Here is a 21,747-nt window from a genome sequence, read left to right on the forward strand (position 1 = left end):
GGCGGAGCGACGCGAAGCGGCGCGCGCAGACCCGAGGATCCATTCCGTGACGTTGCGCGAAGAATGAAGGCGGCGCAGAACGGAGCTCGTTCTGGCTCGCCGCGACGCTCACAGGTCACGGAATGGATTCTCGGGTCTGCGCGCGTCGCTTCGCTCCTTGCTCCGCCCGTGGATGACGACTTCACCAACGTTTCGGCTAATCTCGAAGGTGAACGCCCAAAAGAAGCAACTCGCTACTTTGGCGATCAGCCGAGGACGTCCGCGATTCTCTGCGCGAGCGGATGCGGCTGGTCGGTTGTGAGCGAGCGTCGGACGACAATCGGTCGCCCAAAATGTTCTTGCTTCGTTCCATAATTGCAAATAAGAATCGCCGCTTGCCGAGTCAACTGGAATCAGGCCCCCGGAATACTGTCCTGTGGATGGTTTGCCGATCCTGTGAACATTGGGGCGTCAAGCTGGTTGGACCGAGGGTGTTGCAGAAAGGTCAGCATCGAATCTTCCCGTTCTGATATCGAGGACAGCGGGATCGAAACCGGGGATATCATGGCAGAGGCGGCACTGAAATTCGGCGCGGCGGAAACGCCGCTCTATCGCGAAGCACCGAACAACATCGAGGCCGAGCAGGCGCTGCTCGGCGCCATCCTCGTCAACAACGACGCCTTCTATCGTGTCTCCGATTTCTTAAAGCCGGCGCATTTCTACGAGCCGCTGCACCGCCGCATCTTCGAGATCGCGGCCGAGCTCATCCGCATGGGCAAGATTGCGACGCCGATCACGCTCAAGACCTTCCTGCCGGCCGACGAGAAGGTCGGCGACATGACGGTGGCGCAATATGTCGTGCGCCTCGCCGTCGAGGCCGTCACCGTCGTCAACGCCACCGACTATGGCCGCGCCATCTACGACCTTGCGACGCGCCGCGCGCTGATCACCGTCGGCGAGGACATGGTCAACATCGCCTATGACGCGCCGGTCGACATGTCGCCCTCCGACCAAATCGAGGATGCCGAACGGCGGCTGTTCGAGCTTGCCGAAACGGGCCGCTATGACGGCGGCTTCGAGAGCTTCAACGATGCGGTCAAGACCGCCGTCGACATGGCCAACGCCGCCTATATGCGTGACGGCCACCTGTCGGGCATCGCCACCGGCTTGCGCGACCTCGATCGCCGCATGGGCGGCCTGCAGCCCTCCGACTTGATCGTGCTCGCGGGGCGCCCGGGCATGGGCAAGACCTCCTTGGCCACCAACATCGCCTTCAACATCGCCGAGGCTTACGTTCCGGCGCAGCAGGCCGATGGCAGCTTCAAGGCCGCCAACGGCGGCGTCGTCGGCTTCTTCTCGCTCGAAATGTCGTCGGAGCAGCTCGCCACCCGCATCATCTCCGAGCAGACCGAGATCTCGTCCTCGAAGATCCGCCGCGGCGAGATCACCGAGATGGATTTCGAAAAACTCGTCGCCTGCTCGCAGACGATGCAGAAGATCCCGCTGTTCATCGACCAGACCGGTGGTATCTCGATCGCGCAGCTTTCCGCCCGCGCGCGGCGTCTGAAGCGCCAGCGCGGCCTCGATCTCATCGTCATCGACTATATCCAGCTGATGCAGGGCTCCTCCGCGCGCGCCTCGCAGAACCGCGTGCAGGAAATCACCGAGATCACCACGGGCCTGAAGGCTTTGGCCAAGGAGCTCGGCGTGCCGATCATCGCGCTGTCGCAGCTGTCGCGTCAGGTCGAAAGCCGCGACGACAAGCGCCCGCAGCTCTCGGACCTGCGCGAATCCGGCTCGATCGAGCAGGACGCCGACGTGGTGCTGTTCGTCTATCGCGAGGAATATTACCTCAAGAACCGCGAGCCGAAGCTCGGCACCGAGGAATACATCAAGTGGGAAAACGAGATGAATGAAGCGCGCGGCAAGGCCGAGTGCATCATCGCCAAGCAGCGCCACGGGCCGACCGGCACCGTCAGCCTGGCCTTCCACGGCGAATTCACGCGGTTCTCGGATTTGGCGGAAGAGCATCATCTGCCGGAGAGGTTCGAGTGAGTTGAGACAGGTCTCACTCCGTCACCCCCCTCTCTGTCCTGCCGGACATCTCCCCCTCAAGGGGGGAGATTGGATGTCGCATCGGCTTTCGCCAATCGCCGACGTTGCAAGGCGGGCGCCGTCGGCGAAACTGCCGATCTCCCCCCTAGAGGGGGAGATGTCCGGCAGGACAGAGGGGGGCGCTGTCCTGCCGGCCTATCCAATGTTGGGCCGTCGCTAATGGCCAAATCGCGCGTTCAGTTCATCTGCCAGAATTGCGGCTCGGTGCATCAGCGCTGGGCCGGCAAATGCGATGCCTGCGGTGAGTGGAACACGCTGGTCGAGGAAGGCACGTCCGGCGGCATCGGTTCGGGGCCGGCCAACGCGCGCAACGCCCGCAAAGGGCGTGCCGTGGTGCTGACCAGCCTGTCGGGCGACATCGAGGACGCGCCGCGCATCGTGTCGGGCATCGGCGAGCTCGACCGCGCCACCGGCGGCGGCTTCGTGCGCGGCTCGGCGCTTCTGGTCGGCGGCGATCCCGGCATCGGCAAGTCGACGCTCTTGACGCAGGCAGCCGCCGCGCTCGCCTCGAAAGGCCACCGCATCGTCTATGTCTCGGGCGAGGAAGCGGTGGCGCAGATCCGGCTGCGGGCACAACGCCTCGGCGTCGCCTCGACGCCGGTCGAGCTTGCGGCCGAAACCAATGTCGAGGACATCCTGGCGACCATCGCCGACGGCAAGCGGCCGGACCTCGTCATCCTCGATTCCATTCAGACGCTGTGGACGGACCTTGCCGATTCGGCACCGGGCACCGTCACCCAGGTGCGCGCCGCCGCCCAGGCGATGATCCGCTACGCGAAATCCACAGGCGCGGCGATCGTGCTCGTCGGCCATGTCACCAAGGAAGGCCAGATCGCCGGCCCTCGCGTCGTCGAGCACATGGTCGACGGCGTGCTCTACTTCGAGGGCGAAGGCAATCATCACTTCCGCATCCTGCGCACGGTGAAGAACCGCTTTGGGCCGACCGACGAGATCGGCGTGTTCGAAATGTCGGACAAGGGGCTGCGCGAGGTTTCCAATCCATCCGAGCTTTTCCTCGGCGAACGCCACGCAAAGTCGCCGGGCGCCGCGGTTTTCGCCGGCATGGAAGGCACGAGGCCGGTGCTGGTCGAGATCCAGGCGCTTGTCGCGCCTTCCTCGCTCGGCACGCCGCGCCGCGCCGTCGTCGGCTGGGACGGCGCGCGGCTGTCGATGGTGCTCGCCGTGCTGGAGGCGCATTGCGGCGTCCGCTTCGGCCAGCACGACGTCTATCTCAACGTCGCCGGCGGCTATCGGATCTCGGAGCCGGCGGCCGATCTCGCGGTCGCCGCGGCGCTGGTTTCGTCACTCACCGGTCTTGCCCTTCCCGCCGATTGCGTCTATTTCGGCGAAATCAGCCTATCGGGCGCCGTGAGGCCGGTTGCGCATGCGCAGCAGCGCCTCAAGGAAGCCGAAAAGCTGGGTTTTGGAAGCGCGGTGCTGCCGCTCGGCAGCGAGGAACTTGCCGGGGGGATCGGGGCCGGCGCTTTCCAGCCCACCGAGCTTGCCGACCTTGTGGCGCGCATAGCCGGCACGCGGCGCGGTCGTGCCGACGACGGGGAGTGATGCGGCTCGTCGGGCCGTAAGACAGGAAGTGGGGCGAGAACCATGCCGATTACGCTGCTAGACGGAATCCTCGTCGGCTTCACCCTGGTCTCAGCAATGCTCGCCATGGTGCGCGGCTTCTCCCGCGAAGTGCTCTCGGTGGTTTCCTGGGCGGCGGCGGCGGCGGCGGCTTTCTTCTTCTACAAGCCGGTCCTGCCCTATGTTCAGCCCTATGTCGACAACGACAAGATCGCGATGGCGGCTTCGGCGGGCATCGTCTTCCTCATCGCGCTGATCGTCGTCTCCGTCATCACCATGAAGCTCGCCGACTGGATCATCGATTCGCGCATCGGCGCGCTCGACCGCACGCTCGGCTTTCTCTATGGCGCGGCGCGCGGCATCCTAGTGGTCGCGGTGGCGCTGCTGTTCTTCAACTGGCTGGCCGGCGCCAAGGCGCCTGCCTGGATCGCCAACGCCAAGTCGCGGCCGTTGCTGGAGACGATCGGCGCCAAGCTCGAAAGCGTGCTGCCGGAAAACACCGAGGAACTGGTCAACAAATACACCCATAAGGGCACGCCGCAGGCCGGCGCGCCGGCCACGACCGACCAGCCCGCGGCCGAGCCGCCGGCCGGCGACGACAACGCGCCGGCGCCTGACGACAGCGAGGGCGAGGCGCCTGCCGACAACGAGCCGGCGCCGGCCACGCCAGCGCCCGCCCCGGCTCCAGCGCCGGCAAACTGATCGCAGGCCGGCTTGGTACCGGTTGTGAATGCAAAAAGCGTGCGTTGCGTTCGGCGATAGATCGCCTTATATGGCGGCTTTAGCGGAGCTTGAGCACCAGATGGCAGACTCAACGGCAGATGAAGGCAAGGTCCTTTCCGCCGAGGCCGACGATCATTTTCACGACGAATGCGGCGTGTTCGGCATCTTCGGCCGGCAGGACGCGGCGGCCATTGTCACACTCGGCCTTCATGCCCTGCAGCATCGCGGCCAGGAAGCGGCCGGCATCGTCTCCTATGACGGCACCCAGTTCCATGTCGAACGCCATGTCGGCCTGATCGGCGATACCTTCACCAAGCAGCGCGTCATCGACAGCCTGCAAGGCAACCGCGCCATCGGCCACACGCGCTACGCCACCACCGGCGGCGCCGGGCTGCGCAACATCCAGCCCTTCTTCGCCGAGCTCGCGGAAGGCGGTCTTGCCGTGGCTCACAACGGCAACCTCACCAACGCGCTCACCGTGCAGCGCGCGCTGCAGAAGCAGGGCTCGATCTTCTCCTCGACCTCCGACACAGAGACGCTGCTGCATCTGGTCGCGACCAGCAAGGAGCGCGATTTGAATTCGCGCTTCATCGATGCGATCCGCCAGGTCGAAGGCGCCTTCTCGCTGGTGGCAATGACCGCCAAGAAGATGATCGGCTGCCGCGATCCGCTGGGCATCCGCCCGCTGGTGCTTGGCGACCTCGACGGCGCCTGGATCCTCGCTTCCGAAACCTGCGCGCTCGACATTATCGGCGCCCGCTTCGTGCGCGACATCAAGCCCGGCGAGATGGTGGTGGTCACCGCGAAGGGCATCGAAAGCATCTTCCCGTTCGAGCCGCAGAAGACGCGCTTCTGCATCTTCGAATATGTCTATTTCGCGCGGCCGGATTCCTCGGTCGAAGGCCGCAACGTCTATGATGTGAGGAAGCGCATTGGCGCGGAACTCGCGCAGGAAAGCCCGGTCGAGGCCGACATCGTCGTGCCGGTGCCGGATTCCGGCACGCCGGCCGCGATCGGCTTCTCGCAGGCCGCCGGCATTCCCTTCGAGCTCGGCATCATTCGCAATCATTATGTCGGCCGCACCTTCATCCAGCCAGGCGATTCCATCCGCCACATGGGCGTGAAGCTCAAGCACAACGCCAACCGCCGCATGATCGAGGGCAAGCGCGTGGTGCTGGTCGACGATTCGATCGTGCGCGGCACCACCAGCCAGAAGATCGTCCAGATGGTGCGCGACGCCGGCGCCAGGGAAGTGCATATGCGCATCGCCTCGCCGCCGACCAGCGCGTCCTGCTTCTACGGCGTCGACACGCCGGAGAAGTCGAAGCTGCTTGCGTCGCGCATGTCGGTCGAGGAGATGGCGGAGTTCATCCGCGTCGATTCGCTCGGCTTCCTGTCGATCGACGGGCTCTACCGCGCCGTCGGCGAGGCCGGCCGCGACAACGACCAGCCGCAATTCTGCGACGCCTGCTTCACGGGACAGTACCCCACCCGCCTGCTCGACTTCGAAGGCCACGACAATGTGCGTACGCTGTCGCTGCTGGCGAGCGGCGGGGCGTAGGCGCCCGGACTATCATTTGCCATCGCCGAGCTGTCTCGCGCCTTATGGAATCTCTCACATGACCCTCGACCTTTCCGGCCGCGTGGCGGTCGTAACCGGCGCCTCGCGCGGCATCGGCTATTTCATCGCCAGGGAGCTGGCGGCAGCCGGCGCGCATGTGATCGCGGTGGCGCGCACGGTCGGCGGGCTGGAAGAGCTGGACGACCAGATCAAGGCCGACGGCTGCGGCCAGGCGACGCTGGTGCCGCTCGATCTTGCCGACATGGCCGGCATCGACCGTCTGGGCGGCGCGATCCATGAGCGCTGGGGCAAGCTCGATATCCTGGTCGCCAATGCCGGCGTGCTCGGCGTCATCTCGCCGATCGGCCATGTCGAGGCCAAGACCTTCGAGAAGGTGATGACCATCAACGTGACGGCGACCTGGCGGCTGATCCGCTCGGTCGATCCGCTGCTCAGGCTCTCCGACGCCGGCCGCGCCATCATCCTGTCGTCCAATGCGGCGCATTCGGCGCGCGCCTTCTGGGCGCCCTACGCGGCCTCGAAAGCGGCGGTCGAAACGATGATGCGTTCCTGGGCACATGAGACCGAGAGCCTGGCGCTCCGGGTCAATGCCGCCGATCCCGGTGCCACCCGCACCGCAATGCGCGCGCAGGCCATGCCCGGCGAAGACCCGGAGACGCTGCCGCATCCGTCCGAGATCGCCAGGCGCATCGTGCCGCTGGCAAGCCCGGAACTGAAGGAAACCGGCTTGATCTTCCAGGCCAAGCACAACCGCTTCGTCGCCTACCGGCAGCCGGAATAAAGCCTGGGTGCCTGAGGCGTCGCGACCCCTCTATTCACGGGTCTGTGAACGGGGCGGCGAAAGCGTGTGCCGCCTCGCTGCTTTCGCTGCTCCATGGGAGTTGCTAGGATCGGCCCGACTCCGACATTTCAAAGCGAGGAATTCCCATGGCTGCTACTCCCAGCGTAGCGTTGGTCTGGTATCTGGTGATCGCCGGCCCGCAGGGCGGCATGGTGGTGCTGCCCAGCACCTTCGACACCCGCGAACAATGCACCAACGCCATCACCGAATATCAGAAGCAGCCGACCCCTCAGGGCTGGGCCGTGCAATGCGTGCCGAGCGCCTCGCCGTTTACCGATGAAGGGGATGCGGAAACGCCCTCGGCGCAGTAGCGCGAGGCGTCGTTTCAGCGCCGCGCGCTCACGCTCAACGCCGGCTTGTTGTTGATCGTCTGGAACACCACGCAGTAGCGCTCGGTGAGCTTGATGAGCGAATCGATGCGCTCTTGCGGCTCGTCGGTGTCGAGATCGAATTTCAGTCTTATCTCGCGGAAGCCGACCGGCGCGTCGCGGGCGACGCCCAGCGTGCCGCGAAAATCGAGATCGCCCTCGGCCTCGACGGTAGCGTTGCCGAGCTTGAACTCCAAGGCGGTCGCCACCGCTTTCAGCGTCACGCCGGCGCAGGCGACCAGCGCTTCCAGCAGCATGTCTCCCGAGCACAGCTCGAGGCCCGAGCCGCCGGTGGCCGGATGAAGCCCGGCGACAGCAAGCGCCCTACCGGTCTCCACCTTGCAGGCGATCGACTGGTCGTCGAGCGTGCCGCGGGCCTTCAGCGTGATCAGCGCCCTTGCGGCATCCTCGCGATAGGCGTCCTTCAACGGGGCCTGCATGGCCTTGAGGGCGGTGGAGTCCATTTTGTTGTCCTTCCGATACGTCTTTGATGCCTTTATAGCACTGTCAGAGCTAGGAAAGCTTGCCGCCGACTATCATCCCTCCCAGCTTGAAAAGTTGGCGAAGACTAAACATGACGGCTGATCTCCCCCCTTGCGGGGGAGATGTCCGGCAGGACAGAGGGGGGTGCTGTCCCGCCATCATGTCAGCTGTTCACAGCGCGCGAACTCGGACAGAAGTTCCTGTAGCAAGACGAGTCAATCAGGGGTCGAGTTCCGTCACACCCCCCTCTGCCCTGCCGGGTATCTCCCCCGCAAGGGGGGAGATTGGCAGCTTCTGCGCCGCGCCCCTTTGACTTCCCTCGCCCCGGCCATACTTTTGCGGATGCCATCCAAGCGGAGCCCACATGCGATCCAAGCTCGTCTCCCTCATCCTGCTGGCGGTCGCCGCCTTCGCTCAGCCCACCTTCGCCGAAGCACCCGAGCGTCCAGCCCCGACCGGCGGCGTGCTGTCGCTGCTGCCGCCACCACAGGTGACCGAGCATTCGATCACGCTCGGCGGGCGCAAGCTGGATTACCAGGCCAAGGCCGGCACGCTGTCGCTCCTATCCGGCAAGGGCGAGGTGACGGCCGAGATCTTCTATGTCGCCTACTCGCAGCAATCGCCCGCCCCGGCGAAGGAGCGGCCGATCACCTTTGTCTTCAACGGCGGGCCCGGTGCTGCGTCGGCTTACCTGCATCTCGGCGCGATCGGGCCGCGCATCGTCGAGACCGCCGCCAACGGCGAGTTCCTGCGGCCGCCGCAAAAGCTTATCGACAATCCCGACAGCTGGCTCGACATGAGCGATCTCGTCTTCGTCGATCCGGTCGGCACCGGATACAGCCGCGAAGCGCCTGGGCACGAGCCGAAGGAATTCTGGAGCGTCGATGCCGACGCCAGCTCGGTCGGCGCCTTCATCCGCCTCTATCTGGCGCAGAACGGCCGCACCGGATCGCCGCTGTTCCTCGCCGGCGAGAGCTATGGCGGCTTTCGCGCGGCGCTGCTTGCCCGCACGCTGCAGGAGGATGTCGGCCTCAGCCCCAGCGGCATCGTGCTGATCTCGCCGGCGCTGGAATTCATGCTGGTGCGGCCCGACCAATTCGACCAGCTGCACTGGGCGCTGGAGCTGCCTTCGCTGGCGGCAACGCGGCTGAAGGGCGACGGCGTGAGCGGCGACGCGTTGCGCGACAGGTTGGCCGAGGTCGAGCATTATGCGCTCGGCGATTACCTGACGGCGCTGAACAGCGGGCTGGAGCAAGGCAGCAAGCTCGCCAGCGGGCGCGTATCGGAGATCGCCGGCCTGCCGCTGGAGCTCGTCCAGCGCAATTTCGCCCGCATCCCTATCGGGCTTTTCGCCAAGGAATTCCAGCGCGCCACGGGCAAGGTTCTGAGCCCCTACGACGGCACCATCGGCACTGCCGACATCGCGCCGCAAAGCGCCCGTGAGGCCGGCCTCGACCCGGTGCTCGACCGCAGCGTTCCGGTGCTGACCTCCGCCTTCGTCGCTTACGCCCGCGACGAGCTGAACTACCGCACCGACGTCAGCTACCGGCTGCTCAATGGCGAGGTCAGCCGCAGCTGGGATTACGGCACATCAGGCCAGGGCTATGCCGGTGTGATGAACGACCTGCAGCGCGCCCGCTCGCTCAACCCGGCGCTGGGTGTCGTCATCGTCAACGGCTATACCGATCTCGTCACGCCCTATCTCGCCTCGCGCTATCTGGTGAACCAGCTTCCTTCGCTGTCAGATGCCAAGCCGATCCGGCTCGACGTCGTCGAGGGCGGCCACATGATGTATCTGCGGCCGGACGGACGGCGCGCGCTGAAGGACGCGGCATCGGAGCTCTATCAGGCGACGCAATAATGGCAGGTCACGCGCGCAGGCGACCCGCGCCTGCATCAGGGCAAAGCCGGGCAGGTTCGTCGCGCGAATGCAGCGGATTGGCGGCGTTCTCGTCATGATGACCTCAGAAGAACAAAAAGCGCGGTCGAGATTTGGATCGGTAGGCTTGTCGTAGGTCATGCGAACACTTTATTTGCCGTTTGCCAGCGAGCGGCGCAGTTGCTCGTCCAGTTTCTGAAACTCATCGGCCAGCCTGTCGCAGACAGGGCTATCCGTCTCGCAGCGAAGTTCCCGGTTCGCAATCCAGTTGCCTTGCTGATCCTTGTCGAACCGCCTGCATGTCACGGCAGGATAGGCCTTCTCGGAGGCTTTGTGAAAACCCACTGCGTCAGTCCATCATCCGAAACGAACAAGTCGAACCGCTCTGAAGCCGGGGCTTGATGGAGACTGCCCTGCGCCCGCACCTGCCTGAGAAAATCGCCGCTGTCGGCGCCGTGGATGCCGCACATCGTCGAGGGCCCGTGCTTGTAACGATAGACGGTCTCCGCTCCGGACGTCCCCGCGATCGCGCTCAGGATCGCGCCCGCCATAACGACTGCCTTCACCCGACGCTCCTCCGCCTTGCTTTCCCACGCTACCACCCCGTGCCTCGATTGCCATCCCTGCGCCAACGCAAGCGCTGCGCTGGAGCAGCGCAGTGCAAGCTTTCGCCCCTATAGCTGGAGCAACGGTCCCGACCGGGGCGGAACCGCCTCACGCAAACACGCTGAGCCCTTATGGCCGATGTCGTCATCCTGGAAAGCCGCGAAAGGGTGCTGGCCGGCATCCTGTTCATGGCCGCCGCCTATTTCCTGTTTTCGGCGCAGGATGCCTCGATCAAGCTCCTCGTCGCTGGCATGACGGTCTGGCAGATCATGTTCGTCCGCTCGATCACCGTGCTCGTCGCCTGCGGCGCGGTCGGCGGCAGGCGGCTGTTCGCCGACACGATCGATTCGCCGATCGTCAGGCCGATGCTGGTGCGCAGCGCCTTCACGCTCGCCGCCTGGCTTTGCTACTACAACGCCGCGCGCTCGCTGCAGCTTGCCGAGCTCACCACCATCTATTACGCCGCGCCGATCATCGTCACCGTGCTGTCGGTGCTGATCCTGGGCGAGACGGTGCCGCTGCTGCGCTGGCTGGCGGTGTTCATCGGCTTCGTCGGCGTCTTCATCGCCTGCGATCCGACCCGACTCGGCCTCTCCGTGCCGGTGCTCCTGGTGCTGGCAGCGGCCGTCCTTTGGGGGATCGCCGTGGTGCTGCTGCGCAAGACGGCGCTGCAGGAGCGCACGACGATCCAACTCGTGCTCAACAATTTCTATTTCCTGCTCTTCTCGGCCGTGCCGGCGCTGCTTTGGTGGCGCATGCCCGATTGGCGGCAGCTTCTTTTGCTTGTCAGCGTCGGGGCACTCGGCGGGGTGGCGCAATATGCGCTGTTCGAAGGCATGAAGCGCGCGCCGGTGTCGATTATTGCGCCGTTCGAATACACCTCGCTGGTCTGGGCCTTCGCGCTGGGCTACGCCATATGGGGCGACGTGCCGCGCACGGAAGTGTTCATGGGCGCGGCGCTGATCATCGGCGCCGGCCTGCTTATCGTCGGCAACGAGCATTTCCGCAGACGGGAGCAGGCCTCATGACGGAAGGCTGTCAGGAGCAACCGGGTAGGCTGGCGCCATGACGGACACGCTCGACATGCCGGAAAAGCTTGCGCCTGCCGCCGCCGACGTGGCTGCCGAGCGCACGCTCGGCATCATCCTGGTGTCGGCATCGGCGATCGCCTTCGCGCTCACCGGCGTGCTGACCAAGTCGATCCATGCCGATCCGCTGACGATCACCTGCTGGCGCGGTTTTTTCGGCTCGATCCTGATCAGCTTCTACGTGCTGTGGCGCCGGCGCCGCTCGGGCGGGCGCGAAAGCCTGAAACTCGGCTGGCGCGGCTGGCTGCTCGCGGTCGAGGGCGCCGCCGCCAGCATCGCCTTCATCTCGGCTTTCAAATTCACCTATGTCGCCAATGTCGCGGTGATCTACGCCACCTCGCCCTTCATCGCCGCACTGCTCGCCTTCGTTCTGGTGCGGGAAAAATTCCGGCTGCAGACGATGATAGCGGCGGCCGTATCGCTTTGCGGCGTCGCCATCATGGTGGGCGCCGGCCTCGGCAGCGGGCACCTGTTCGGCGACGCCCTGGCGCTGCTGATGACCGCCGGCAGCGCGCTCTACATGATCATGGTGCGCGCTTTTCGCGACTCGCCGGTCGTCTGGGCGGGCGCTGTCTCGGCCTTCCTGCTTTTCGTGCTCGGCTGGTTCATCACCGATCCGCTGGCCGTGTCCGCCCGCGACGTGGCGCTGCTTGCCACCTTCGGCTGCTCTTTCGCGCTCGCCTCGATCCTGTGGACGGAAGGCTCGCGGCTGATCCCGTCGGCGGAAGCCGGCCTGCTCGGTTCCGCAGAGGTGCCGTTCGCCATCCTGTTTGCCCTGCTGTTCCTCGGCGAAGTCCCACCGATGGCCAGCATCATCGGCGGCGCCATCGTGCTTTGCGCGGTCTTTGCGCATGCCGGGCGCGACTGGCTGAAGGCGAAATCGGCGGGTTCATAAAAATATTTCGCCGGTCACGGAACCATCATCCGCGTGGAGCATTATTGGATCGACGGGTCACCCCCCAAGTCCCCCCAAACCCCTCGACCCGTCCGACTAGAAGCCGACCCTCAAAAAGGTCGGCTTTTTCTTTGGGCGACCGGCTTCAGGACGGAAGGGCCAGGCCGCCGGCAAGCAACTCCGCCAGTTCCCGCGCCGGGCGGGCGGCTTCGCGGCCGAGCCGGATGACGAAATCGGCCATCGGCAGCGGCGGGAGGTCGAAATCGGCAGATGCCACGACGATGCCGGAATGGGCGAAACGCCGGGTGCGCGGCGTCAGCGCGATGCCGGCATTGACCGCGCTGCGCAGGCCGGCAAGGCTGGCGCTGCCGGCGGCGATGCGATAGCGGCGGCCGGCGGCGTCGAGCGCATTGAGCGCCGCCTCCCTGAAGCCGCAATAGGGATCGAGCAGGGCCAGCGGTACCACCTCCTGTCGCGCCGCCAGGCCTTTTTCCGAGCAGAGCCACAGCATCGGCTCGCTGATCAGGGCCGCTTCATCCGGCAACGGGGCATGGCGCATGGTGATCGCGAGGTCGAGCTGGCCCGCCTGCAACGCCGACCCGAGTTCCATGGAACGGCCGACGCGCAGCTCGACCCTGACGCGCGGGTGGCTGGCAGCGAAGGCCCGGAGCAGGTCCGGCAGCCCTTGATCGGCGAAATCCTGCGTCGTGCCGATGGCGATGCGGCCGTCGGCGCGCGCGCCCTTCAGCGCCAGCCAGGCCTCGGTGTGGACGGCAAGGATGCGCCGCGCATGGCCGACAAGATCTTCGCCGGCCGGCGTCAGCCCGCGTCCCCTGCCCTGCGGGATGAGCAGCGGCTCGCCGACGATCTCCTCCAGCCGCTGCATCTGCGCGGTCACCGCCGACGGCGTGCGGCCGACGGTGGATGCGGCCTTGGCGAGCGAGCCGCCGTCGACAAAGGCAAGGAAGGTTTTCAGAAGATCCGGATCGAGCGTTTCCATACTTCAATGCTATCGAACTATTTATCAAAAACAATTCGATTTTATTGATGCTATGCCGATGGCATGGTCCTCCCATCGACGGCGCGAGGCGCCCAACTCAGAGGATAGAAAAATGCCGATCATCAATATCAGCGTCACCGGCAAGCCGGACGCCAAGCTGTCCGCCGCAATCGCCAGGGAGGCCACCGATATCACGGCGAAACTGTTGCACAAGGATCCGACGATCACCGCAGTCGCCGTCAACTACATCGATCCGCAGCACTGGTTCGCCGGCGGCAAGTCGCTGGCCGAGCACGGTACCAACACGTTTTGGCTCGACATCAAGGTCGTCGACGGTACCAACACAAAGCTCGAGCTCGAAGCCTATCTCAAGGCGATCTTCGGGGCCTTCGGCCGGCTGCTTAACGGCGTGCATAAGGAAAGCTACGCCTTGGTGCACGAAGTGCCGGCGGCGGCCTATGGCTATGGCGGCAAAAGCCAGGAGTTCCGGTTCATCAGCGGGAGGTTGAAGGCGGCGTAGCGCCGTCTTCCCCTTCTCCCCTTCTGGGAGAAGGTGGCCAAGCGAAGCTCGGTCGGATGAGGAGTGTTGGACGGAGCGCGGCGTCGCAAGCTAAGCGCCTCAAGAGCTGGATTTTCCAGCGCCTCATTTCTTCCAACACCCCTCATCCGTCTCGGCGCTGCGCGCCGATCCACCTTCTCCCACAAGGGGAGAAGGGAAAGCTCTCCGACCCCGCATTGACCTTGCCCGCACTTGCGCTACCCTCTGCCACCGAAGCGGTCGCTCAAGAGCCGCGCCCTGGAGGAGACTGGGAGAGAGCGGCATGATCCTGACCCTGGCGCTGCTGGCGGGCCTTGTCCTTGCCTGGCTGCTGATTGCCGTGATCGAGCGGGTCCGGCTCGACCTGCGCTTCACCCAGGCGCTGCTCTATGTGCCGTTCAAGCTCGCCTACCGCATCGCCGACAATCGCATGCGCATCGCCCGCAGCGCCAAGACGCCGGTCATCTATGTCGTCTGGCACCAGTCGCGCATCGAGCCGGCGCTGATGCTGTCGCTGCTTCCCGACGACACGCTGCATATCTTGGACGAGGCTTCGGCGCGCTCGCCCTGGCTGGAGCCGTGGCGCGAGCTTGCGCGTACCATCGCCTTCAACGCCGAGCATATCTTCGTCAGCCGCCGGCTGGTGCGCGTGCTGAAGGGCAAGGGGCGGCTTGCCGTCTATCTGCCGGACAATGTCGAGCCGGACGTCAAATCGTTCCGGCTGTTTCGTGCCATCACGCGCATCGCCATGCAGGCCGACGCGCGCATCGTGCCGATCTTCGTTGCCGGCACGCGTGACCTGCCGGTGTCGCTGACGCCGAAGGAAAAAGCGCCGCGCCACTGGTTCCCGCGGCTTTCGATGAGTGTGCTGGAGCCGATGACCATCGCCGAGCTGGTGGCGCGCAACCCCGACATGGCATCCAACACCAACGCGCTGTTCGACCGCTTCGCCGAGGCGCGGCTTTACGGCACCAATCTCGATCGCGGGCTCTTGCTCGCCATGCGCGACGCCGCCGACCGCATCGGACCTTCGCGCCCGATCATCGAGGATGTGATTTCCGGTTCGCTCAGCTACCGTAAGCTGTTCATCGGCGCTCGCGTGCTCGGCCGCCATTTCGAGGCGGTGACCGCGCCCGGCGAAGCGGTCGGCGTGCTGTTGCCCAACGCCAATGGCGTGGTGCTTACCTTCGTCGGCCTGGTCTCAGCTGCCCGCGTGGCGGCGATGATCAACTACACCGCCGGCCCGGCGAGCGTGACCGCGGCGATCCGCACTGCCGTCATCAGGACGGTGGTTTCCTCCCGCGCCTTCATCGAAAAGGCGGGCATCGACGACATCGTCGCAGCGGTCGAGGCGGGTGGCGCCAAGATGCTGTGGCTGGAAGATGTGCGCGCCAATGTGACGACCCTGGACAAGGTTGCCGCCGCGCTTCTGTGGCGTTTGCCACTGCAGCGGCAGCAAGCCTCGAAGCCCGCTGTCATCCTGTTCACCTCCGGCTCGGAAGGCACGCCGAAGGCGGTGGTGCTGTCGAACCGCAACCTGCTTGCCAATGTCATGCAGGCCGAGGCGCGCATCTCCGTCTCGCCGGCCGACATCCTGCTCAACGTGCTGCCGGTGTTCCATTCCTTCGGGTTGACCGGCGGCACCATCCTGCCGCTGGTGCTGGGCGTTAAGCTGTTCCTCTACCCCTCGCCGCTGCACTACAAGATCATCCCAGAGATCGCCCGCAAGGTGAAGCCGACCGTGATGTTCGGCACCGACACTTTTCTGGCCAACTACGCCCGCACCGCCAAGGACGGCGACTTCTCCAGCCTGCGCTTTGTCGTGGCCGGCGCCGAAGCGGTGAAGCCGGAAACGCGGCGCACCTATCGCGACCGTTTCCAGGCCTCGATCGTGGAAGGCTTCGGGCTGACCGAGGCCGCGCCCGTGGTGGCGGTGAACACCGCCATCCACAGCCGCGACGGCACAGTCGGGCGGCCGCTGCCGGCGATCCGCATGAAGCTGGAGCCAGTCGAAGGCATCGCCGAGGGCGGCCGGCTGTGGCTCGACGGACCGAACATGATGATGGGCTATATGACCGCCGACCGTCCCGGCGAATTGCAGCGGCTGGAAGGCTGGCACGATACCGGCGATATCGTCTCGGTCGACCGCGAGGGCTTCATCACCATACGCGGGCGGGCCAAGCGCTTCGCCAAGATCGCCGGCGAGATGGTGTCGCTGGGCGCCGTCGAGATGCTGGTGCAGTCGCTATGGCCGGAAGAGCGCCACGCGGCGGTGGCAGTGCCCGACAAGAGGCGCGGCGAGCGCATCGTGCTGGTCACCACCGCCGACGAAGCCAATGCCGAGGAGTTGCGCCAGTTCGGCAAGAAGGCCGGCGCGGCCGAGCTGATGGTGCCCAACGACATCATCAAGGTGGAAGAGATCCCGGTGCTGGGCTCGGGCAAGACGGATTACATCTCGGCGCGCAAGCTGGCGATCGACCGGCTGGGGCTGAGTGCGGCGGCCTAGGGCGCAGCGCTACCCGATATCCGACGGCGGCACCTTCTCGCCTTCGCGCATGGCCCGCTTGGAATAGGCGCGCACCGACAACGGCAGGAAAAGCAGGTACCCAGCGACGGAAGCCGTCAGCGTGTACCAGGGATAGGTCATCAGCAAGAGGATGTAGAGCACGACGCCGAGGATGACCGGCAGCACCCTGTCGCCCGGCACCTTGACGCTCTTGCCCGAATAGACCGGCAGGCGGCTGACCAGAAGGAAAGCGACCAGCACGGTGAAGCCGGTGGCGACGAAGGCGGCCGGCCGGCTGGGCTCCAGACCGAGCCGCAGGAAATAAAGATAGAGCGGCAGCATGACCAGCACAGCGCCCGCCGGGGCCGGCACGCCGACGAAATATTCGGTCTGCCAGGCCGGCTGCTCGGCGTCGTCGGCCAGAACGTTGAAGCGGGCCAGCCGCATGCCGCAGGCGATGGTGAAGAGAAGTGCGGCGATCCAGCCTGGCGAGCCGGCGCGGTCGAGCAGGAAGGCATAGAGCACCAGGGCCGGCGCCACGCCGAAATTGACGATATCGGCCAGCGAATCCATCTGCGCGCCGAATTTCGAGGTCGCCTTCAGCATGCGCGCCAGTCGCCCGTCGATGCCGTCGAGGAAGGCGGCAAGCAACACCATGACCACAGCGATCTCGAAGCGGTTCTCGAAGGCGAAGCGGATGCCGGATAGGCCGGCGCAGATGGCAAGCACGGTGACCAGGTTGGGCAGCACCATGCGCATCGGGATCTCGCGGATGCGCGGGCCGCCGCTGGCATGGGCTTCGAATTTCTTGAACGGCGCGCCCAACGCTCAGGAAACCCTGACCAAGGGCGTGACCGCGGTGCCACCGAATTCGGCAAGCACGGTCTCGCCTCCGACCGCCGTCTGGCCGACCGCGACGCGCGGCACGGCGCCCGACGGGAGGAAGACGTCGACGCGCGAGCCGAAGCGGATCAGGCCGAAACGCTCGCCTATCGCGATCGTACCGCCGGCCTCGGCCCAGCAGACGATGCGGCGCGCCACAAGGCCGGCGATCTGTACGGCGGCAATCGTGCCGTTCGGGCTGTCGATGACCAGGCCGTTGCGCTCGTTCTCCGCGCTTGCCTTGTCGAGCTCGGCATTGAGGAATTTGCCGGGCTTGTGCTCGATGCGCGTGATCCGGCCGCGCACCGGAGCGCGGTTGATGTGGCACGAAAACACATTCATGAACACCGAGATCCGGGTCATCTCGCCGGAGCCGAGGCCAAGCTCGCTCGGCGGCACGGCGGGGCCGACCGCGGAAACCACGCCATCGGCCGGGCTCACCACCAGCCGGTCGTCGACCGGGGTGACGCGCTCGGGGTCGCGGTAGAAATAGATGCACCACGCAGTGAGGATCAGCCCGATCCAGAACAGGATCGAGGAGAAGTAGCCGAGAAACAGCGTCGCCGCGGCGAAGGCGGCGATGAAGGGGTAGCCTTCGCGATGGATCGGAACGAACGTATTCTTGACCGAGTCGAGAAGCGTCATAGGGCTTGGGGGCGGTCCCTGTTTCAGGTTGCGCCTCAATAGCGGAAAGCCCCCCTCCCCGCAACGCAACAATGGGGGAGGCAGCAACGCCGGCGTGGAAAGCCTAAATTTTGCTCTGGGTGTCGGACCCCGGCTCCGTCACGCGTCCTTGGCGAGAGGACACCCAAGGAGCCCGCCAATGCCTTCGCAGAAACCGTCTGCAATGAGTGCCAATATCATCACCGAAGGCCTCGCCTTCGGCGAGTCGCCGCGCTGGCATGACGGCCGGCTCTGGCTCTGCAACTGGGGCACCGGCGAGATCGTCGCGCTAGACGAAAATGGCCGGAGCGAGGTGATGCTTACCGTGCCGGCCGTCCTGCCCTATTCGATCGACTGGCTGCCGGATGGGAGGCTTCTGGTGGTCTCGGGGCGGGAAGGCCTGCTGCTAAGGCAGGAGGCAGGCGGGACGCTCGTCACCCATGCCGATCTGAGGCATCTGTCGAAGAACCCCTGGAACGAAATCGTCGTCGATGGGCGCGGCAACATCTATGTCAATGGCGGCGGGCCGGCTCCGGCGCCGGGCGAGCATTTCGCGCCGGGCACCATCGTGCTGATCACGCCGGACGGCACGATGCGGCAGGTCGCCGAGGATATCGCATTCGCCAACGGCATGGCCGTGACGCCGGACAATCGGACACTGATAATCGCCGAGTCCCACGCAAGACGGCTGACAGCCTTCGATATTGGCGAAGATGGGAGCCTTTCCAAGCGGCGCGTCTGGGCCGATCTCGGGAACGACTGTCCCGACGGCATCTGCATCGATGCCGAGGGCTGCGTCTGGTATGCCGACGTGCCGAACCGCCACTGTGTCAGGGTTCGCGAAGGCGGCGAGAAAATCGACAGGGTCGAGGTCGATCGCGGCTGCTTTGCCTGCATGCTGGGCGGCTCCGACGGCAGGACGTTGTTCATCGCCGCCGCCGAATGGCGTGGGTTCGAAAACATGGTGAGCGACGCCCGCACCGGCCAGGTGCTGAGCGCCGCTGTTTCGGTACCCGGAGCCGGGTGGCCTTCCTATAGTTCGGGCACGCGCCGATAGTTGGCGATGTCGGCCTTGACGCCGAGGCGGGCGATGGTTTCCTGCGCGCTGAAGGCGATGCGCTCATGCGCGGCCTTGATGATCGGCACCACCTTGTCGACCGCGGCCTGGCTTTCCCATTCGACTATGGTGACGATGTTGAACTCGCCGGGGCCGGAGAACTGCTCGAGCAAGAAGTCCTGCACGAAACCCTGCTGCTGGCGCAGCAGTTCATGCGTCATCCTGGCCTTGCTGAGGATTTCGTCGCGCGCTTGCGCCGGCACGACGAATTTGTCGACCCGGAACACGCTACCGGTGCGGTGGTTTTGAGTGCTCATTTCGATCTGTCTCCACTCTTCTACGAGTTGCTTCGCAGGGGCTCAGAGACGGTTTGCAAGCTCAAGATAGGTTGAGGTCAAGGGGATTTTGCGCCTTTCCCTTCTCCCCTTGTGGGAGAAGGTGGATCGGCGCGAAGCGCCGAGACGGATGAGGGGTGCTGGCAGGAATGAGGCGAGAAAAGAATAGATGCTTCAAGCGCTTGTCGTGCGGCGATCCTTCCAACACCCCTCATCCGACCTCGCTTCGCGAGGCCACCTTCTCCCACAAGGGGAGAAGGGGAAGAGGCGCTAGCTCACCTCCGACGTCCTTCTCCTCACAATCACCCCAAGCTCGTCGCCCTCGCGCGCAATGCGCAGGCGCTCTTCGGCTTCGGTTGCCTCGCGCTGGCGGTCCCACATCGAGGCGTAGAGGCCGTGCTTGGCAAGCAGCGCCGCATGGGTGCCGCGCTCGGCGATCTGGCCGTCCTTCAGCACGATGATCTCGTCGGCCGAAATCACCGTGGACAGCCGGTGGGCAATCACGATCGTGGTGCGGCCCTTGCTGACCAGGTCGAGGGCTGCCTGGATCTCCTGCTCGGTCTGGGTGTCCAGCGCCGAGGTCGCCTCGTCCAGCATCAGGATCGGCGGCGCCTTGAGGATGGTGCGGGCGATCGCCACGCGCTGCTTCTCGCCGCCCGACAATTTCAGCCCGCGCTCACCGACCATCGACTTGTAGCCCTCGGGCAGCTTCTGGATGAACGGGCCGATCTGGGCGAGCTCGGCCGCCTTGCGCACCTCCTCCTCGCCGGCGCCGACACGACCGTAGCGTATGTTGTAGGCGATGGTGTCGTTGAACAGCACGGTGTCCTGCGGCACCATGCCGAGCACCGCGCGCAGGCTCTCCTGCGTGACGTCGCGGATGTCTTGGCCGTCGATCAGCACCTGTCCGCCCTGAACGTCGTAGAAACGGAACAGCAGCCGGGAGATGGTCGACTTGCCGGCGCCGGACGGGCCGACGATGGCCACGGTCTTGCCGGCCGGCACCTCGAAGGAGACGCCTTTCAGGATCTTGCGGCTGGGGTCATAGGAGAAATGGACGTCGCGGAACTCGACCTTGCCGGGGCCGACCTTCAAAGGCTTCGCATCGGGCTTGTCGACGATCTCCTGGGGCACGTCCAGCAGGTCGAACATGTGCTCGATATCGGTCAGCCCTTGCCGGATTTCGCGATAGATGAAGCCGATGAAATTGAGCGGCACCGAAAGCTGGATCAGCATGGCGTTGATGAAGACGAAGTCGCCCACCGTCTGCCTGCCGGCCTGCACCTCCAGCGCCGACATGCACATGACGATGACCGTGCCGAGGCCGAAGATGAGGCCCTGGCCGAAATTCAGCCAGCCGAGCGATGTCCAGGTTTTCGTCGCGGCGAGCTCGTAGCGTGCCATCGAGCGGTCGAAGCGCTCGGCCTCCATGCGCTCATTGGTGAAATATTTGACCGTCTCGAAGTTGAGCAGCGAGTCGATCGCCTTGGTGTTGGCGTCAGTGTCGCTGTCGTTCATGTCGCGGCGGATCGAGATGCGCCAGTCGCTCGCCTTGACGGTGAACCAGACATAGAGGCTGACGGTGACGGCGACCACGGCGACGTATCTCCAGCCATAGGTGAAGGCAAATATGCCGGCCGTCAGCGCGAATTCGAGGATGGTCGGCGCCGTGTTCAGCATGATGAAGCGCACGATGGTCTCGATGCCCTTGGTGCCGCGCTCGATGATGCGCGACAGGCCGCCGGTGCGGCGCTCGAGATGGAAGCGCAGCGACAGCTGATGCATGTGGACGAAGGTGCGGAAGGCGAGCTGGCGCACGGCATACTGGCCGACGCGGGCAAACAGGGCATCGCGCAGCTGGTTGAAGCCGAGCTGGACCAGGCGCAGGACGTTGTAAGCGATGACCAGCGCCACCGGCGCCAGCAGGAAGGATGGCAGCGGCGGCGGTGTCTTCGAGCCATGGGCCAGCGCATCGGTCGCCCATTTGAAGAAATAGGGGCCGGCGACCAATGTGACCTTGGCGACGACCAGAAGCAGCGTCGCCCAGGTGACGCGGGCTCTGAGATCGGCGCGGTCGGCCGGCCACATATAGGGCCACAGATTGCGCAAAGTGGTGAGGGTGCCGGCTTCGGCGGATACGGTCTTTTCGGCCACTAGTCTTGCCTTATGGGTGAGAGGCTGGGGCAGCAGGAGTTGACGAGCTGGGCGAGCGAAGCGGAGACGCCCGCAAGCGCGGCGTGGTCGACCGCGTAGCGCGAGCGCTGGCGGTCGGTCTCGAAGCGGACGAGTCCGGCCTCGACCAGTATCTTCAGATGCTGCGAAACGGTCGACTGTGCGAGATCGAGGTGATCGACCACCTCACGGCAGGAGCAGCAGCGGCTGGCCGAGAGATGTTTCAGGATCTCGATGCGCGCCGGATGCGACAGCGCCGCCAGCCGCGCGGCAATGGCACGGCTTTCGGTGCAGCGGGTGTCGGGGGATTCGGACATAGTTCATCGGCGATAGACGATGAACGGTGAGAGGGCAAGCTAGGCGCATGGGTAGATTTGTTGAAGGAGATCGCAGCCCTCTCGTTCGTCATTCTAGGGCGTAGCGACGCGAAGCGTCGCGTAGACCCTAGAATCCA

20 protein-coding genes are annotated in these 21,747 nt (G+C 65.3%); 12 read left to right on the forward strand and 8 right to left on the reverse strand.

Annotation, left to right across the window (positions count from 1 at the left end):
* Window positions 1–543 precede the first annotated feature (543 nt).
* The 6 genes from LB525_RS07045 to LB525_RS07070 all read left to right on the forward strand — a co-directional run bounded on the left by LB525_RS07045 (window position 544) and on the right by LB525_RS07070 (window position 7,132).
* On the forward strand, window positions 544–2,034 hold the full coding sequence (locus LB525_RS07045; RefSeq protein WP_095766996.1) for a replicative DNA helicase: 1,491 nt from the start codon (window positions 544–546) through the stop codon (window positions 2,032–2,034).
* Window positions 2,035–2,253: 219 nt separating this feature from the next.
* The gene (radA, locus tag LB525_RS07050; RefSeq protein ID WP_224544085.1) at window positions 2,254–3,657 is read left to right on the forward strand and encodes a DNA repair protein RadA; all 1,404 of its coding nucleotides are present in this window, start codon (window positions 2,254–2,256) and stop codon (window positions 3,655–3,657) included.
* Between the two features lie 42 nt (window positions 3,658–3,699).
* Complete coding sequence (locus LB525_RS07055; RefSeq protein ID WP_140636064.1) at window positions 3,700–4,377, forward strand: CvpA family protein; 678 nt, start codon at window positions 3,700–3,702, stop codon at window positions 4,375–4,377.
* 100 nt (window positions 4,378–4,477) lie between these two features.
* The gene (gene purF, locus LB525_RS07060; protein ID WP_224544086.1) at window positions 4,478–5,959 is read left to right on the forward strand and encodes an amidophosphoribosyltransferase; all 1,482 of its coding nucleotides are present in this window, start codon (window positions 4,478–4,480) and stop codon (window positions 5,957–5,959) included.
* 58 nt (window positions 5,960–6,017) lie between these two features.
* Window positions 6,018–6,761 (forward strand): SDR family NAD(P)-dependent oxidoreductase, encoded by a 744-nt coding sequence (locus LB525_RS07065; protein ID WP_224544087.1) that lies wholly within the window; start codon window positions 6,018–6,020, stop codon window positions 6,759–6,761.
* 146 nt (window positions 6,762–6,907) lie between these two features.
* Entirely contained in the window at window positions 6,908–7,132 is a 225-nt protein-coding gene (locus LB525_RS07070) for a hypothetical protein (RefSeq protein WP_041008353.1), read from the forward strand.
* Between the two features lie 14 nt (window positions 7,133–7,146).
* On the opposite strand, the gene LB525_RS07075 is transcribed toward LB525_RS07070, so the two are convergent.
* Window positions 7,147–7,653 (reverse strand): OsmC family protein, encoded by a 507-nt coding sequence (locus tag LB525_RS07075; RefSeq protein ID WP_224544088.1) that lies wholly within the window; start codon window positions 7,651–7,653, stop codon window positions 7,147–7,149.
* 383 nt (window positions 7,654–8,036) lie between these two features.
* Here LB525_RS07075 and LB525_RS07080 point away from each other — a divergent pair, with 383 nt between their 5' ends.
* The gene (locus LB525_RS07080; protein WP_224544089.1) at window positions 8,037–9,533 is read left to right on the forward strand and encodes a S10 family peptidase; all 1,497 of its coding nucleotides are present in this window, start codon (window positions 8,037–8,039) and stop codon (window positions 9,531–9,533) included.
* A 168-nt stretch (window positions 9,534–9,701) separates the two neighbouring features.
* On the opposite strand, the gene LB525_RS07085 is transcribed toward LB525_RS07080, so the two are convergent.
* Window positions 9,702–9,896, reverse strand: a complete 195-nt coding sequence (locus tag LB525_RS07085) for a hypothetical protein (RefSeq protein ID WP_224544090.1) — start codon at window positions 9,894–9,896, stop codon at window positions 9,702–9,704.
* Window positions 9,897–10,288: 392 nt separating this feature from the next.
* Between LB525_RS07085 and LB525_RS07090 the strand changes: the two genes are divergently transcribed.
* Together LB525_RS07090 and LB525_RS07095 are read left to right on the forward strand one after the other, a co-directional pair.
* Window positions 10,289–11,185, forward strand: a complete 897-nt coding sequence (locus LB525_RS07090) for a DMT family transporter (RefSeq protein WP_224544091.1) — start codon at window positions 10,289–10,291, stop codon at window positions 11,183–11,185.
* 37 nt (window positions 11,186–11,222) lie between these two features.
* Window positions 11,223–12,140, forward strand: a complete 918-nt coding sequence (locus tag LB525_RS07095) for a DMT family transporter (RefSeq protein WP_224544092.1) — start codon at window positions 11,223–11,225, stop codon at window positions 12,138–12,140.
* Between the two features lie 145 nt (window positions 12,141–12,285).
* Here LB525_RS07095 and LB525_RS07100 read toward each other — a convergent pair whose 3' ends face one another.
* Window positions 12,286–13,140: a LysR substrate-binding domain-containing protein gene (locus LB525_RS07100; RefSeq protein ID WP_224544093.1), complete on the reverse strand. Its 855-nt coding sequence runs from the start codon at window positions 13,138–13,140 to the stop codon at window positions 12,286–12,288.
* Between the two features lie 112 nt (window positions 13,141–13,252).
* Between LB525_RS07100 and LB525_RS07105 the strand changes: the two genes are divergently transcribed.
* On the forward strand, window positions 13,253–13,660 hold the full coding sequence (locus LB525_RS07105) for a tautomerase family protein (protein WP_224544094.1): 408 nt from the start codon (window positions 13,253–13,255) through the stop codon (window positions 13,658–13,660).
* Between the two features lie 301 nt (window positions 13,661–13,961).
* Window positions 13,962–16,184: an AMP-binding protein gene (locus LB525_RS07110; protein WP_224544095.1), complete on the forward strand. Its 2,223-nt coding sequence runs from the start codon at window positions 13,962–13,964 to the stop codon at window positions 16,182–16,184.
* A gap of 9 nt (window positions 16,185–16,193) precedes the next feature.
* Here the strand turns inward: LB525_RS07110 and LB525_RS07115 are convergent, their stop codons facing one another.
* Together LB525_RS07115 and LB525_RS07120 are read right to left on the reverse strand one after the other, a co-directional pair.
* Complete coding sequence (locus tag LB525_RS07115) at window positions 16,194–17,009, reverse strand: CDP-alcohol phosphatidyltransferase family protein (protein WP_095766986.1); 816 nt, start codon at window positions 17,007–17,009, stop codon at window positions 16,194–16,196.
* 3 nt (window positions 17,010–17,012) lie between these two features.
* Entirely contained in the window at window positions 17,013–17,711 is a 699-nt protein-coding gene (locus LB525_RS07120) for a phosphatidylserine decarboxylase (protein ID WP_224544096.1), read from the reverse strand.
* 202 nt (window positions 17,712–17,913) lie between these two features.
* On the opposite strand from LB525_RS07120, the gene LB525_RS07125 reads away from it, so the two are divergent.
* Window positions 17,914–18,786 carry an SMP-30/gluconolactonase/LRE family protein gene (locus LB525_RS07125; RefSeq protein WP_224544097.1) on the forward strand — a complete coding sequence of 291 codons (873 nt, stop codon included), beginning with the start codon at window positions 17,914–17,916 and terminating at the stop codon, window positions 18,784–18,786.
* On the opposite strand, the gene LB525_RS07130 is transcribed toward LB525_RS07125, so the two are convergent.
* The 3 genes from LB525_RS07130 to LB525_RS07140 all read right to left on the reverse strand — a co-directional run bounded on the left by LB525_RS07130 (window position 18,762) and on the right by LB525_RS07140 (window position 21,610).
* Window positions 18,762–19,103: an antibiotic biosynthesis monooxygenase gene (locus tag LB525_RS07130; RefSeq protein ID WP_224544098.1), complete on the reverse strand. Its 342-nt coding sequence runs from the start codon at window positions 19,101–19,103 to the stop codon at window positions 18,762–18,764. The two genes, LB525_RS07125 and LB525_RS07130, sit on opposite strands and share 25 nt — an antisense overlap.
* A gap of 288 nt (window positions 19,104–19,391) precedes the next feature.
* Window positions 19,392–21,275: an ABCB family ABC transporter ATP-binding protein/permease gene (locus tag LB525_RS07135; protein ID WP_224544099.1), complete on the reverse strand. Its 1,884-nt coding sequence runs from the start codon at window positions 21,273–21,275 to the stop codon at window positions 19,392–19,394.
* Window positions 21,275–21,610, reverse strand: a complete 336-nt coding sequence (locus LB525_RS07140; protein WP_224544100.1) for an ArsR/SmtB family transcription factor — start codon at window positions 21,608–21,610, stop codon at window positions 21,275–21,277. The genes LB525_RS07135 and LB525_RS07140 overlap by 1 nt, the downstream gene beginning before the upstream one ends.
* Between the last annotated feature and the right edge of the window lie 137 nt (window positions 21,611–21,747).

The organism is Mesorhizobium sp. CA16 (genome assembly GCF_020165175.1).
Taxonomy (GTDB): Bacteria; Pseudomonadota; Alphaproteobacteria; order Rhizobiales; family Rhizobiaceae; genus Mesorhizobium.